Origin of the sequence: Streptomyces sp. NPDC051963 (genome assembly GCF_044593495.1) — a bacterium.
GTDB lineage: Bacteria > Actinomycetota > Actinomycetes > Streptomycetales > Streptomycetaceae > Streptomyces.
Genome location: NZ_JBIUCC010000005.1, coordinates 92,020 through 104,403 on the forward strand (window position 1 = coordinate 92,020; position 12,384 = coordinate 104,403).

Annotated in this window: 14 protein-coding genes; 8 read left to right on the plus strand and 6 right to left on the minus strand. The window is 69.0% G+C overall.

All coding sequences use genetic code 11. The features are described from left to right. Window positions 1-67: 67 nt before the first annotated feature. Together ACIHFB_RS21145 and ACIHFB_RS21150 are read right to left on the minus strand one after the other, a co-directional pair. Window positions 68-280, minus strand: a complete 213-nt coding sequence (locus ACIHFB_RS21145; protein WP_030189024.1) for a DUF5326 family protein — start codon at window positions 278-280, stop codon at window positions 68-70. A gap of 179 nt (window positions 281-459) precedes the next feature. Continuing rightward, complete coding sequence (locus ACIHFB_RS21150) at window positions 460-777, minus strand: cupin domain-containing protein (protein ID WP_365271584.1); 318 nt, start codon at window positions 775-777, stop codon at window positions 460-462. Window positions 778-837: 60 nt separating this feature from the next. On the opposite strand from ACIHFB_RS21150, the gene ACIHFB_RS21155 reads away from it, so the two are divergent. The 5 genes from ACIHFB_RS21155 (at window position 838) to ACIHFB_RS21175 (ending at window position 4,572) form a co-directional block, all read left to right on the plus strand. Next, window positions 838-1,218 (plus strand): phage holin family protein, encoded by a 381-nt coding sequence (locus ACIHFB_RS21155; protein ID WP_365271586.1) that lies wholly within the window; start codon window positions 838-840, stop codon window positions 1,216-1,218. Window positions 1,219-1,226: 8 nt separating this feature from the next. Further along, complete coding sequence (locus ACIHFB_RS21160) at window positions 1,227-1,718, plus strand: low molecular weight protein-tyrosine-phosphatase (RefSeq protein ID WP_400127598.1); 492 nt, start codon at window positions 1,227-1,229, stop codon at window positions 1,716-1,718. Next, a complete protein-coding gene (locus ACIHFB_RS21165; RefSeq protein ID WP_400127599.1) occupies window positions 1,715-2,869 on the plus strand; it encodes a cystathionine gamma-lyase in 1,155 nt (384 codons plus the stop codon). The genes ACIHFB_RS21160 and ACIHFB_RS21165 overlap by 4 nt, the downstream gene beginning before the upstream one ends. 226 nt (window positions 2,870-3,095) lie before the next feature. Further along, entirely contained in the window at window positions 3,096-4,001 is a 906-nt protein-coding gene (locus ACIHFB_RS21170; RefSeq protein WP_365271594.1) for a LysR family transcriptional regulator, read from the plus strand. A gap of 88 nt (window positions 4,002-4,089) precedes the next feature. Continuing rightward, window positions 4,090-4,572, plus strand: coding sequence for an NUDIX hydrolase (locus tag ACIHFB_RS21175; protein WP_365271597.1), 483 nt, complete (start codon window positions 4,090-4,092; stop codon window positions 4,570-4,572). A 15-nt stretch (window positions 4,573-4,587) separates the two neighbouring features. Here the strand turns inward: ACIHFB_RS21175 and ACIHFB_RS21180 are convergent, their stop codons facing one another. Together ACIHFB_RS21180 and ACIHFB_RS21185 are read right to left on the minus strand one after the other, a co-directional pair. Further along, window positions 4,588-6,345, minus strand: a complete 1,758-nt coding sequence (locus tag ACIHFB_RS21180) for a globin domain-containing protein (protein WP_400127600.1) — start codon at window positions 6,343-6,345, stop codon at window positions 4,588-4,590. A 416-nt stretch (window positions 6,346-6,761) separates the two neighbouring features. Next, complete coding sequence (locus ACIHFB_RS21185) at window positions 6,762-7,394, minus strand: HAD family hydrolase (protein ID WP_400127602.1); 633 nt, start codon at window positions 7,392-7,394, stop codon at window positions 6,762-6,764. Between the two features lie 217 nt (window positions 7,395-7,611). On the opposite strand from ACIHFB_RS21185, the gene ACIHFB_RS21190 reads away from it, so the two are divergent. After that, a complete protein-coding gene (locus tag ACIHFB_RS21190; RefSeq protein WP_365271605.1) occupies window positions 7,612-8,478 on the plus strand; it encodes a GNAT family N-acetyltransferase in 867 nt (288 codons plus the stop codon). Between the two features lie 62 nt (window positions 8,479-8,540). Here the strand turns inward: ACIHFB_RS21190 and ACIHFB_RS21195 are convergent, their stop codons facing one another. After that, window positions 8,541-9,749, minus strand: a complete 1,209-nt coding sequence (locus ACIHFB_RS21195; protein WP_365271608.1) for an MFS transporter — start codon at window positions 9,747-9,749, stop codon at window positions 8,541-8,543. Window positions 9,750-9,892: 143 nt separating this feature from the next. Between ACIHFB_RS21195 and ACIHFB_RS21200 the strand changes: the two genes are divergently transcribed. Both ACIHFB_RS21200 and ACIHFB_RS21205 read left to right on the plus strand, forming a co-directional pair. Further along, window positions 9,893-10,351, plus strand: coding sequence for a MarR family transcriptional regulator (locus tag ACIHFB_RS21200; RefSeq protein WP_365271610.1), 459 nt, complete (start codon window positions 9,893-9,895; stop codon window positions 10,349-10,351). A 9-nt stretch (window positions 10,352-10,360) separates the two neighbouring features. Continuing rightward, a complete protein-coding gene (locus ACIHFB_RS21205; RefSeq protein ID WP_400127604.1) occupies window positions 10,361-10,813 on the plus strand; it encodes a GNAT family N-acetyltransferase in 453 nt (150 codons plus the stop codon). Between the two features lie 60 nt (window positions 10,814-10,873). Here ACIHFB_RS21205 and ACIHFB_RS21210 read toward each other — a convergent pair whose 3' ends face one another. Next, on the minus strand, window positions 10,874-12,259 hold the full coding sequence (locus tag ACIHFB_RS21210; RefSeq protein WP_400127605.1) for a serine hydrolase domain-containing protein: 1,386 nt from the start codon (window positions 12,257-12,259) through the stop codon (window positions 10,874-10,876). Window positions 12,260-12,384 lie beyond the last annotated feature (125 nt).

A 12,384-nucleotide genomic window follows, 5' to 3' on the forward strand; every position in this document is an offset into this window, starting at 1 on the left:
TACGGAAAACTTCCCTCGCCCGAGGGAACCGGTGGTTCCTGTTACCGCTCACCGGCTCCCGCTGTGCTCACCAGTCGCTGCGTGAGGACGAGCTCGAGGTGAACTTCCGTACGACGTAGATGAGTCCACCGACCAGTGCCACGAAGACCAGCAGCTTGAAGAGCAGTCCGATGACGAAGCCGACGACGCTGGCTATCAGCCCGCCGAAGACGACCAGAGCGATGACGGGCACCGCGATCCACTTCACCCACCACGGCAGTCCCGTGAAGATCTCTCGCATCGGCCTTGTCCTTACTTCTCCGCCCGTTACTGTGCCGGGTCCGTCGATGTCCGGCCCTGTCGGCGCCGGATCCTTCTGATGTCCTGCACTCGATGCTAGGGCCGCGAAGGGGCTCCGCGGGGGCCTCGCGCCCCTTGTCCTCCCCTGATCGATCCCCTAGGGAATCCCGGGGTGGCAGGTCACCTCTCGGGCGGAGAGAACACCACCAGGACCCGCAGGTCCTCGCTGATGTGGTGGAACTTGTGGGCGACCCCGGCCGGAACGTACACCACGCTGCCCCGCGCCACCTGTGTGGTCTCCATGCCGACGGTGATCGCGGCGCGGCCGCTCACAACGAAGTAGACCTCGTCCTGGTTGTGGGGCTTTTGTGGATCATGCTCGCCCTTGTCGAGCGCGTACAGGCCGACCGACATGTTCCGCTCCCGCAGAAACTGCAGGTAGGCGCCCTCGTTGGCGGCGCGCTCCGCCTCCAGTTCATCCAGCCGGAATGCCTTCATCGCCCTTGTCCGCCCTTGTCCCACTGCTCGTTGCCGATCTCGTCTGCCACGATCAGACACATGAAGAATTTCGTAGTCAAGACGATCGCCAATGCGGGTGCCCTGGCAGTCGCCGTATGGCTTCTCGACAAGATCACCCTGACCGGTGACAGCACGGGCAAGAAGGCCTGGACGCTCATTCTCGTCGCTCTGGTCTTCGGCCTGGTGAACTTCCTGGTCAAGCCCATAGTGAGCCTGCTGAGCCTGCCGCTCCTCATCCTGACGCTCGGCCTGTTCACCCTGGTGGTCAACGCGCTGATGCTGCTGCTCACCTCATGGCTCGCCGACAAGCTCGATCTGAGCTTCCACGTCGACGGCTTCTGGACCGCGGTCCTGGGCGGCCTGATCATCTCGATCGTCTCCTGGGCACTCCACATGGTCCTGCCCGACGGCAAGGACTGAGTACGGCCATGGCCTACCGCGTCTGCTTCGTCTGCACCGGCAACATCTGCCGCTCCCCGATGGCCGAGGCCGTCTTCCACGCGCGCGTGGCGGAAGCGGGGCTCGACGGGCTCGTCGAGGTCGACAGCGCCGGCACGGGCGGCTGGCACGACGGCGACGGTGCCGACCCGCGCACCGTCGCCGTCCTCGAGGAGCACGGCTACGAAAGCGACCACACGGCCCGGCAGTTCCAGGGGTCCTGGTTCTCCCGCCTCGACCTAGTCGTCGCCCTGGACAGGGGCCACCTCAAGGCCCTGCGGCGCCTCGCGCCCACCGAGCGGGACGCAGAAAAGGTACGGCTGCTGCGCTCGTACGACCCCTCCGCGGGCGAAGACCTCGATGTCCCGGACCCGTACTACGGGGGGATGGACGGCTTCGAGGAGTGCCTTGAGATGGTGGAGGCGGCGAGCGCAGGTCTGCTCGCCGCGATTCATCAGCACGTGGAAGGACAGACGGCATGAGCGATTCCGCATCGGATGGGGACCGTAGGGGTACCGGCGACGGCACGCGCGCGGTCCGGGCCGGGCTGCCCGAGCCGGTCAGGCACGAGCCGACGCTGCCCGGCCCCACCTTCGCCGCCCACTACCACCTGCCGGGCGACCCCACGGGCCCGTACACGTACGGCCGCGACGACAACCCGACGTGGACGCATCTGGAGCGCGCGATCGGCGAGTTGGAGGCACCGGGACAGGACGACGTCGAAACGCTGACCTTCGCCTCCGGCATGGCGGCCATCTCGTCCGTCGTCTTCTCCCAGCTGCGCTCCGGGGACACGGTCGTCCTACCCAGCGACGGCTACCAGGTGCTGCCTCTGGTGCGCACGCAACTGGAGTCGTACGGCATCGAGGTGCGCACCGCGCCGACCGGCGGCGACGCCCAGCTGGACGTCCTGGACGACGCGAAGCTGCTGTGGATCGAGACCCCGTCGAACCCGGGGCTCGACGTGTGCGACGTCCGGCGGCTCGTCGAGGCGGCACACGCGCGTGGCGCCCTGGTCGCCGTCGACAACACGCTCGCCACGCCGCTCGGTCAGCGCCCGCTGGAGCTGGGTGCCGACTTCTCCGTGGCGAGCGGCACCAAGCAGCTCACCGGGCACGGGGACGTCCTGCTGGGCTACGTCGTCGGCCGTGACGCCGAGGCCATGGCGGGCGTCCGCCGTTGGCGCAAGATCGTCGGGGCGATTCCGGGGCCCATGGAGGCCTGGCTCGCACACCGATCCATCGCCACGCTCCAGCTGCGGGTGGACCGCCAGAACACCAGTGCCCTCGCGGTTGCCGAAGCGCTGCGCGACTGGCCCGAGGAGCTCGGAGTGCGCTACCCGGGACTGATGAGCGACCCCTCGCACAAGATCGCCTCGCAGCAGATGCGCCGCTACGGGTGCATCGTCTCCTTCACGCTGCCCACGCGCGCGCGTGCCGACCGCTTCCTCGACGCGCTGCGCCTCGTCGACGACGCGACGAGTTTCGGCGGGGTGCGCTCCACGGCCGAGCGCCGCGGACGCTGGGGCGGGGATGCGGTGCCGGAGGGCTTCATCCGCCTCTCCGTCGGCGCCGAGGACCCCGAGGACCTGGTGGCCGATGTGCTCCGTGCACTCGGCGAGTCGGCGGACTGACCGCTTCTCGCTGCCCGGGACGGTGTGCGGCTAGAACAACGGGCGGTCCGAGCCTCCCCCCTCGTGGCTCGGACCGCCCTCGGTTCTGCGCGCGAAGAACCGCGCGACCAAGGCTAGTTGACTCTGTGTCAGTGTCCAATCACAGTAGCGACAGCGACCTATCGACTTATTTATAGTTGGGCGCGACCGGGGGGTCAGGGGAAAGCAAAGAAGGGGAGGGTGCGCCATGGATCTGGCCTTGCTGCGCACCTTTGTGACCGTGCACAGGGCCGGCTCCTTCACTCGCGCCGCCGCGCTGCTCGGACTCTCGCAGCCGGCCGTCACCTCTCAGATCCGCACCCTGGAGCGACAGCTGGGCCGCCCCCTGTTCCTGCGACAGGCCCGCGGTGTGACACCGACGACCATCGGCGACGAGCTGGCGCACAAGGCCGCACCGCATCTCGACGCGCTGGTCGAGATCACCGAGACCGGCCTCGACGAAGAGTCCTCCGTACGCACCCTGCATCTCGCGGGGCCCCCTGAGTTCACCGCCGAGCGGGCGCTGCCCGTGCTCACCGAACTGACCGGTGAGGACGGCCAGGGCTTCGCGCTGCGCGCCTCCTTCGGGAACGCCGAGGAGACCTTGGAGGGGCTCGCCGCAGGGCATCACGATCTGGCCATCAGTACGGCCCGTCCGCGGGGCGCTCTGCTCACGGCGACTGCGCTCTGCGACGAAGAGCACGTCCTGGTCGCCGCCCCGCGCTGGGCCGAGCAGATCGGCTCCTGGAAGGTGCGCCGCACCGGGGCACCCGTGCTGGAGAACCTGCCTGTCGTCGAGGTACACGAGTCACTGCCCTTCGTCTCCCGCTACTGGGCCTCTGTTTTCGACTCACGCCCCGCGGCCTCCGGCGCCGTCGTCGTTCCCGACCTGCGCGCGGTGCTCGCCTGTGCGTCCGCGGGCGCCGGGCTCGCGGTGCTGCCCCGCTATCTCTGTGCGCCCGCCCTGGAGCGCGGGGAGGTCGTGGCCTTGCACGAGCCCGCGGTGCCGCCCCTGCGGACGTACTTCCTGGTGGTGCGTACCGGCACACTGGCGATGCCGCACATTGCGCGGGCCCATGAGTGGCTGCAGCGGGCGGCCACCGACTGGAGTTGAGCCACCGACCAAGCGCCATCGCGCCCTGAACCCGTACGAAGGCCTGCCGCAATGTTTCACGTGGAACATGGCGGGCCACATTTCTCCCATGACCGTCCGACCCGTGGTCAAGCGCACCGCCCGAGCCGTTCTCCTGGACGGTGACGACCTGATCCTCATCAAGCGCACCAAGCCCGGCATCGATCCCTACTGGATCACCCCCGGTGGCGGGGTGGAACCGGATGACACGACCGTCGTCGATGCCCTGCACCGTGAGGTCTACGAGGAACTCGGCGCCAAGATCATCGATGTGGTGCCCTGTTTCGTGGACACCGTCGAGCACATCGGCGAGGACGCCGGCACGACCGGGGTGAAGGTGCAGCACTTCTTCGTCTGCCACCTGGAGTCCATGGACACGGCCCTGCGGCACGGACCCGAGGTGGACGAACCCGCGGGCGAGTACGAGATCGTACGAGTGCCGTTCACGCGCGTGGGCATCGCCTCCGTACACCTCGTCCCGCTGTCGCTACGGCACTACCTGGACGGGAACATCGAGGGTGTACGTGCGATGCACGCCCCGGACCTGGGCTGATACCGCGCCGGGGAGTCACTCTCCGGTGGCGACGAGTTCCTCCACCGAGTCGTGCCGTATGCGCTCCGACGGGATACCGATGTCCCTCAGGGTGTCGACTCCGCTGCGGATCATTCCGGGTGGGCCCGAGAGATAGGCGTCGTACTCGACCCAGGGCCCGTACTCGCGTATGGCGTCGGGGAGCTGGAGATGCGCCTGCTGGTCGACGATCGCGCGGACCGAGAGCCAGGGGTGGGACTGCTGGAGCCTGAGCATGGTGTCGATGTCGTACAGGTCATGGCCGGTGCGGGCGCCGTAGAAGACCTCGACCGGTCGTCGCTCGCCATGCTCGGCGACGTCCTCGACGAGCGCCTTGATGGGCGCTATCCCCGTGCCGCCGCCCAGACAGAGCAGCCCGCTGGTGGTCGTGTGGTCCACCGTCATCGAACCGGCGGGCGGGCCGAGCCGGATGATGTCGCCGGGCCGGGCTCGGTGCACCAGGGCGTTGGAGACCCAGCCGGCGGGGACGGCCTTCACGTGGAACGACAGCAGGCCGTCGGAGCGAGGTGCCGAAGCGAAGGAGTAGTGCCTCCATATTCGTGGCCACCACGGTGTCTCCACGCTCGCGTACTGCCCCGCGAGGAACGGATAGGGCTGGTCCGGGCGGACGGTGATCACCGCCACGTCCGGCGTCCTGAGATCGTGCGACACGACCTCCGCGTACCACCAGGCCGGGGCACGCAGCTCGTCCACGGCCGCCGCGTCGATCATCACCTGCGAGATCGTCGTGTACGCCCGGACCCAGGCCGCCTCCGTCTCCGCGTCCCAGATGGGTTCGGCGTATCGGCTCAAGGCGCCGATGAGGCACTCACCGACGGCCGGGTAGTGCTCGGGGCGGGTGCCGTACTTGCGGTGGCCGCGGCCGAGGTTCTGCAAGTAATCGACGAGGACCGGGGTGTTGTCGATGTGCTCGGCCGCGGTCAGCAGCGCCTTGAGCAGCCGGTCCCGCTGGGTGTCCATGGCGGCCGGGAACAGGGACCGCAGGTCGGGGTGGCGTACGAAGAGCAACGCGTAGAAGTACGAGGTGACTTTGTCGGCCACCGGGCCGACCTCGGCCATGGTCCGGCGGATGAGAACGGCGTCCGGGGATGCCTCGGCCTCGGGCCTGTCTGACGGCTGGACGGGCACACGCTGCTCGGCAGGCGGAGGGGCAGGAGCGGCCGGGGCGGGGGCCGGGGGCGCTGCTGTGTGCTCCTGTGCGGCGAAACCGGCGCTCGCGGTGGGGCGGGTGTCACCGGCGTCCGGTGCGGGTCGTCGGTCGGTGACGGGCGATGTCGGGGCTTCGGGCCTGAAGGCCTGCGGCGGCGTGGGACTTGACGGGCTGCCAGGCGGAGAGGGGTGCGGTGCGGCGGGACCTGCCGGATAGCCCGCCGGGGAGGAGTGCGGTGCGGTGGGGCCTGTCGGATAGCCCACCGGGGACGGCTCCGCAGCGGGAACTACCGGGCTGCCGGCGGGGAATGAGGGAGCGGGTCCTGCCATGACATCACCGGGCGTCGCGGCAGCCCGCGCGGGGTCGTGCGCCTGTGGCTCCGCATCGGTGGCCGCCGCGGGCCTGCTCACCGGCTCCGTGGCGGGCGCGGAGCTGCCCCTCGGCCGCATTCCGGCCAAGCGGCTGCCTTCCGCCACGTCCTGCTCGCCGTCCGGAGTCGTCGGTGGCTGCTTGCGCGGCGTGAACCAGCCGCCCCCGCCGCCGGAAGTGCCGTTGTCGGCCGACGTGGTGGTCGGAGCGTCCATGGTGTGCCTCGCCTCGAACATCTTTCGGTCGGTCTGCGCACTTCCCCAGTCGGAAGGTGCCTGCTTTCCCCCGCAGACGGTTTGCTGTCCCGTTCGGTGCCGCGGCCAATGCGGCCACATTCAACCCGTATTCGTGCTCCGTACGGACAAGTAAGGCGAGAGTGTGACATTGGCCGCAGTGCTGTTCCCGCAGCGTCCCACTCCGCCTGGAGGCCGAAGCCGCATAACCCGAAATGCGGGTCTTTGATCTCTCCGTCCCGTTAGGCTGCATTGCCCTGCTCTCGATCCGGACGGAGTGCTGGGCACCCCGCCCGGGAAGCGAACCGGAGTCGACCATACCGGCCGCGGCCCCGATCACAAGTCCCCCCTTGCTCCCCCACGAATAGGGCGAGAGGGCGAACCAGCAATTCCTTCAATTACCGGGCGGGTCGCACCAATTCATAGGCTTCCCATAGATCTCTCCCCTTGTAGGAATGCGTCGCGAGACCCGACAGGCGACGGTCCGCGTTGACCGCGACACAGACCGGCACCACGCCGAACAGATCCATGTCCGACGCCGAGTCGCCATAGGCGATGCAGTCGGCCCGGGTCACTCCGAACTCCGCGCACAGCATGTCGGCGATCTTGACCTTGGCCGCGCTGCTGAGCACTCCGGCGGGGTCCACCGGCTCGCTGAACGGGAGGGCGGGGAAACGGGATCCGTACGCCGCGTGCGCGCCCCAGGTGGTGAGGCGTTCGACGAAGAACGACGGCGAGAGCGAGACAACGGCGCAGTAGTCACCCTGCGCTGTGATCTCCGCCCACACATCGCGGATTCGCGTCAGCCATGGCGCAGCCTCGAAGGCAGCGGACACATGTGCCTCGGTGAGATCCGCCCACAGCGCGTGCACCCGCGTCGCATACTCCGGCGGACCGATCCGCCCCGCCGAGATCGCCTGCTCCAGCAGTACCGTCTCGGCCTCAAGTCCGAGCTGCCGTGAGATCTCCATGGGCGCGGAGGTTCCATGGAGCAGTGTGCCGTCCAGGTCGAAGAGATGAAGGCTCGCCATGGGCCTTGAGGCTAGTGGGACGCATCTCGGCATCCGGCACGAGGCCGTCCTGAGCAGCTCGGTCTGAGCGCCCGACGCCCTCCGTTCGCCCATGTTTCACGTGAAACACCGGCACCCGTCGAGGTGCCGTGCCGACGACTGCGACATGGCCAAAAGGTCGTACAACTCCCTGCAAACAAGTGGACGCCGAGGGTATGCGTCGGACAGCCTGACCTGCGTGCCGACTCCTTCTCTCGCCGCTCTGCCCATCCGCCGTCTGACGCTTCGCGATCTCACCGCCTGCGCCGACTTGTCCGAGGACCGGGGGTGGCCGCGCGAGGAGCACAAGTGGAGCTTTCTCCTCACCGCAGGGAAGGGCTACGGCATCGACGATCCCGACGGAGGGCTCGTCAGCGCCTGCGTCGTCACGGAGTACGGCCCACGGGAACGCCCTCAACTCGGCGCCATCGGTATGGTCCTGGTCGCCGAGCGGTACGCCCGCCAGGGCGTCGGCCGCCGATTGATGCGTCACATCGTGTCCGACCTGGGCACCACACCGCTGACACTGCATGCGACGCCGAACGGCCGCCCTCTGTACGAGGAGATCGGCTTCAAGGTCACCGGCCGGGCCGAGATGCTGCGCGGGCACTTCACTCCTGACGGTCGCAAGCCCGGGGTGACCACGCGCGCCGCCACCGCCGAGGACCTCACGTCGATCATCCGGCTCGACGAGGAGGTGTTCGGCGCGGATCGCACGCACATCGTCACGCGCCTGCCCGCCTTCGCCGACCGGCTGCGCGTCGCCGAGTCCAACGGCCGGATCGTCGGATACGCGGCTGCCTGGCCCAACATGGACACGCACGTCGTAGGACCGCTGATCGCCCACGACACGGAGACCGCCAAGGCGCTGATCGCCTCTCTGGCCGCCCACACCGACGGCCCGCTGCGCACGGACATCGACGTGCGTCATGAAGAGCTGCTGGCGTGGGCGAAGAAGCGGGGTCTGGCCTCCGTCGCGTTCAACGCGGTCATGACGTACGGCATCCCGGAACTGCCCGGCGACTGGACCCGGCGGTTCGCCCCACTCACGGTCGCCGCCGGCTGAGACCTCGATACGCCGACACCGGCCCCCTTGGGTGACGGGGACCGGTGCGGCGCCGAGGCGGATCAGTGGTGTACGGCAGTCTGCCGCTCGGCGGGCCCAGCACCGGCCACGACGGCGCCGGGTGCACTCTCGCGGCGCTCGAGGGCTGCCGAAAGGAAGGCCAGGACCAGGGCCGCCGCAGCCAGGAGAGCGCCGACCCAGTTGGGGGCGGTGTACCCGAGGCCGCCCGCGATGACGAGGCCACCGAGCCAGGCGGACAACGCGTTGCCGAGGTTGAAGGCGCCGATGTTCACGGCCGAGGCCAGGGTCGGGGCACCGTGCGCCTGGTCGAGCACCCGCTTCTGAAGGGGCGGGACGGTGGCGAAGCCCAGAGCGCCGATGAGGGCGATCGAGACGGCCGCGAGGACCTTGTTGTGCGCGGTGAGCGTGAACAGCGCGAGGACGACCGCCAGGGCCCCCAGGGAGACGTACAGCATGGGCATCAGGGCCCGGTCGGCGTACTTGCCGCCGACGAGGTTGCCGCCCACCATGCCGAGGCCGAAGAGGACCAGAAGCCAGGTGACGGAGCCGTCGGCGAAGCCGGCGACATGGGTCATCATCGGCGCGATGTAGGTGATGGCCGCGAAGACACCGCCGAAGCCGAGCACGGTCATCGCCATGGCGAGCAGGACCTGCGCGTTCTTGAAGGCGGCCAGCTCATGGCGCAGACGCACGCCCTCGGCCTTGGGCAGGTCGGGGACGAGCTTGGCGATGCCGGCCAGGCCGACGACGCCGAGAGCGGCGACGATGCCGAAGGTGACGCGCCATCCGACGGACTGTCCGACCAGCGTGCCCAGCGGCACGCCGACGACATTGGCGACCGTGAGCCCGGTGAACATCATCGCGATGGCTCCGGCCTTCTTGTCCGGGGCGACCAGGTCGGCCGCGACGACCGAGCCGATACCGAAGAAGGCGCCGTGGGCGAGCGAGGCGACCACACGACCGGCCAGCATCACGCCGAAGGCCGGGGCGAAGGCGGAGAGCAGGTTGCCCGCGATGAACAGGCCCATCAGCAGCATCAGCATCCGCTTGCGGGAGACCTTGGTGCCGAGCACGGTCATCAGCGGTGCGCCGAACATGACGCCGAGCGCGTAGCCCGTCACCAGGAAGCCGGCCGTGGGGATCGAGACCCCGAAGTCTCCGGCGACCTCGGGCAGCAAGCCCATGATCACGAACTCGGTCGTTCCGATTCCGAAGGCCCCGATCGCGAGGGCCAGAAGCGCGAGAGGCATGGAGGGGTACACCTTCCCAGACGATTGCAGGAGCGCTTTGCCTACGCCTACAATAATTGCAGACGCCTGATATTCGCAACAGCGGGCTATTGCGAGCCTGGTCTATCCTGGTGTCAGCCACTCCGGGACGGAGGAACACGCCCATGACAGCGACGGACCCCGCGCTCACCGCACTCGCCCAAGGCTGGTGCGCGCTCTCCCTGCTCCACGGGAGGATCGAGGCCCACATCGAACGAGCCCTTCAGGCCAAGCACGACCTGAGTGTGCGCGAGTACTCCCTGCTGGATGTCCTCAGCCGCCAGCACAACGGAGACGGCGGCCATCTGCAGATGAAGCAGGTCGCCGACGCCGTCGTTCTCAGCCAGAGCGCCACCACACGGCTGGTCACTCGGCTCGAGGACCGCAGCCTGCTCACCCGGTACCTCTGCCCCACCGACCGCCGTGGCATCTACACGAACGTCACCGAGGCAGGCCTCGAGCTGCTGGCGGAGGCACGGCCCACCAATGACGCCGCGCTGCGCGAGGCACTCGACGAGGCGGCCAGGAACCCCGAGCTGGCCCCGCTGGTACGTGTCGTGGAGTCGCTGAACGTGCCCGCGTAGGGTGCGGGCATGGGAGATCTTGAAATACGTCCCGCCACCGGGGACGACGTCCCCGCGATCGTGGCCATGCTCGCCGACGACCCCTTGGGCGCCCAGCGCGAGTCCCCGGAAGACCTGGCGCCGTATCTGGCGGCTCTGGAGCGCCTCCGCGACGACCCGAACCAGCACCTGGTCGTGGCCGTGCGGGAAGGGCGGATCGTCGGCACGATGCAGCTCACGATCATCCCTGGGCTGTCCCGCAAGGGGGCGATTCGCTCGATCATCGAGGCGGTGCGCATCCAGGCGGACGAGCGCGGCAGCGGTCTGGGGACACGGCTCATCGAGTGGGCGGTCGACGAATCCCGGCGCCAGGGCTGCCAGTTGGTCCAGCTGACCTCCGACTCCTCCCGGACCGACGCCCATCGCTTCTATGAGCGACTGGGCTTCGAGGCCTCGCATGTGGGATTCAAGCTCTTGCTGTGACGGAGGGTCCTGTTTCACGTGAAACAGGACCCACTCGTGTCGTTCGCGCCCTGCGACGGGCTACCGGATGCCGCGCCAGCCCTCCGGATCGACCCCGCCCGGCACAGAAGCCGTCTCGTCGTACGGCTGACGCGTGAACACGAACGACCCGAGGTCCAGGTGGTCCACGGTCCCGTCCGGGCGCCGTACGGCCTGTAGAAGCTCTCCCGCGTAGTAGCCCTCCAGGCCGGTCCAGGTGCCGTCCCCGTTCGACTGGAAGCGCGAGCGGCGGCCGTTGCCGGACAGCGGCCCCAGCGAGACGCCCTCACCGGCCGTGAGCCGCAGCGCGAAGGCGTGTGTCCCCCAGAACCACTGGCCCGCCAACTCCAGTGCGGGCGCGTCGACTTCGGCCACAGGACGCCAGGCTTCGGGGATGCGCGGCTCCGCTTCGGCGACGATGCTCACGAGGTCTGCGGCTACTTCGGCCAGCAGCGGGCCAGAGGTGCAGTTGGCCAGGACAACGGCCGCGACGTCATCCTCCTCGCTAAGCCTGAGGCACGCGAGGAAGCCCGGCAGCGAGCCCGAGTGACCGACGAGGGTCCGACCGTCCCGATGACTCATCTCCATGCCCAGGCAGTACGCATAGCCGCTCGCCACGTCCGCCGCCTCGACCGCCGCCGCCGGCGTCCGCATCTCCCGTACCGTTTCCGCACTCAGCACCCGGTCGTCACCCTTGGCCAGGAACACGGCAAATCGCGCCAAGTCACCTGTCGTCGACCAGAGTTGACCGGCGGGGGCCATCCGTCCCAGGTCCTCGGTCGGCTCGGGCAGCATCACATCGGCCCAGGGATGCACGGCCCAGCCGCCCGCATGCGGGGCCTGAGGTTGAGCGCTCGTGCGGTTCAGGCCCAGAGGTTCGAGCACTTCACGCCGTAGTACGTCCTCCCAGGCGGCGCCCCGCAGCTTCTCGACGAGCGCCCCCAGCGTCGTGTAGCCGGGGTTGGAGTAGTGGAATCGGCGGCCGATCGGATGCACGAAGGGCTGCTTGCCGAGCACATCGGCCAGCTCGGGGCGCAGGGTCCCCGGCGTTCGCTCCCACCACGGCGCGGGCGACTCGGCCGCCAACCCGCTGGTGTGCGCGAGGAGATCGGCGATGGTGGCCTCCCCCGCTCCGGTGCCCGGCAGATGCTTCTCCAGTGGGTCACCGAGGTCCAGCACTCCCTCGTCGCGCAGCCTCAGCACGAGAACAGCCGTGAAGGTCTTGGTGATCGACCCGATCCTGTACTGCACGTTCTCGTCGGGCGCGTGCCCGTCCACCGAGGTCCGGGCGCCGTGCCACACGGCCCGGCCGTCCCGCACCACCGCGGCGACCAGTGACGGGGCACGCCCTTCGGCCTGGGCGAGCGCGATCCGGTGCAGGAGCGCCCTGCGCGTGTCGGGAAGCAGCTCTTCCTGAGATGTGGTCATGTCCCCAGTCCATCCGGCGGGACGGCACACGTCGAGCGCATTTCCGTGTGCCGCCCGTCGTGCAGGGTCTCGCGCCTATGACATGTCGATCTTCTGTGACCTGCTGCTTCTCTGTTGTCTCACCG

Bases quoted from the DNA above. Each gene is read 5' to 3' on its own strand.
- ACIHFB_RS21195 (WP_365271608.1), bottom strand. From the start codon at position 9,749: ATGCCTCTCGCGCTTCTGGCCCTCGCGATCGGGGCCTTCGGAATCGGA.
- ACIHFB_RS21210 (WP_400127605.1), bottom strand. From the start codon at position 12,259: ATGACCACATCTCAGGAAGAGCTGCTTCCCGACACGCGCAGGGCGCTC.
- ACIHFB_RS21200 (WP_365271610.1), top strand. From the start codon at position 9,893: ATGACAGCGACGGACCCCGCGCTCACCGCACTCGCCCAAGGCTGGTGC.
- ACIHFB_RS21185 (WP_400127602.1), bottom strand. From the start codon at position 7,394: ATGGCGAGCCTTCATCTCTTCGACCTGGACGGCACACTGCTCCATGGA.
- ACIHFB_RS21205 (WP_400127604.1), top strand. From the start codon at position 10,361: ATGGGAGATCTTGAAATACGTCCCGCCACCGGGGACGACGTCCCCGCG.
- ACIHFB_RS21145 (WP_030189024.1), bottom strand. From the start codon at position 280: ATGCGAGAGATCTTCACGGGACTGCCGTGGTGGGTGAAGTGGATCGCG.
- ACIHFB_RS21155 (WP_365271586.1), top strand. From the start codon at position 838: ATGAAGAATTTCGTAGTCAAGACGATCGCCAATGCGGGTGCCCTGGCA.
- ACIHFB_RS21160 (WP_400127598.1), top strand. From the start codon at position 1,227: ATGGCCTACCGCGTCTGCTTCGTCTGCACCGGCAACATCTGCCGCTCC.
- ACIHFB_RS21170 (WP_365271594.1), top strand. From the start codon at position 3,096: ATGGATCTGGCCTTGCTGCGCACCTTTGTGACCGTGCACAGGGCCGGC.
- ACIHFB_RS21150 (WP_365271584.1), bottom strand. From the start codon at position 777: ATGAAGGCATTCCGGCTGGATGAACTGGAGGCGGAGCGCGCCGCCAAC.
- ACIHFB_RS21180 (WP_400127600.1), bottom strand. From the start codon at position 6,345: ATGGACGCTCCGACCACCACGTCGGCCGACAACGGCACTTCCGGCGGC.
- ACIHFB_RS21165 (WP_400127599.1), top strand. From the start codon at position 1,715: ATGAGCGATTCCGCATCGGATGGGGACCGTAGGGGTACCGGCGACGGC.
- ACIHFB_RS21175 (WP_365271597.1), top strand. From the start codon at position 4,090: ATGACCGTCCGACCCGTGGTCAAGCGCACCGCCCGAGCCGTTCTCCTG.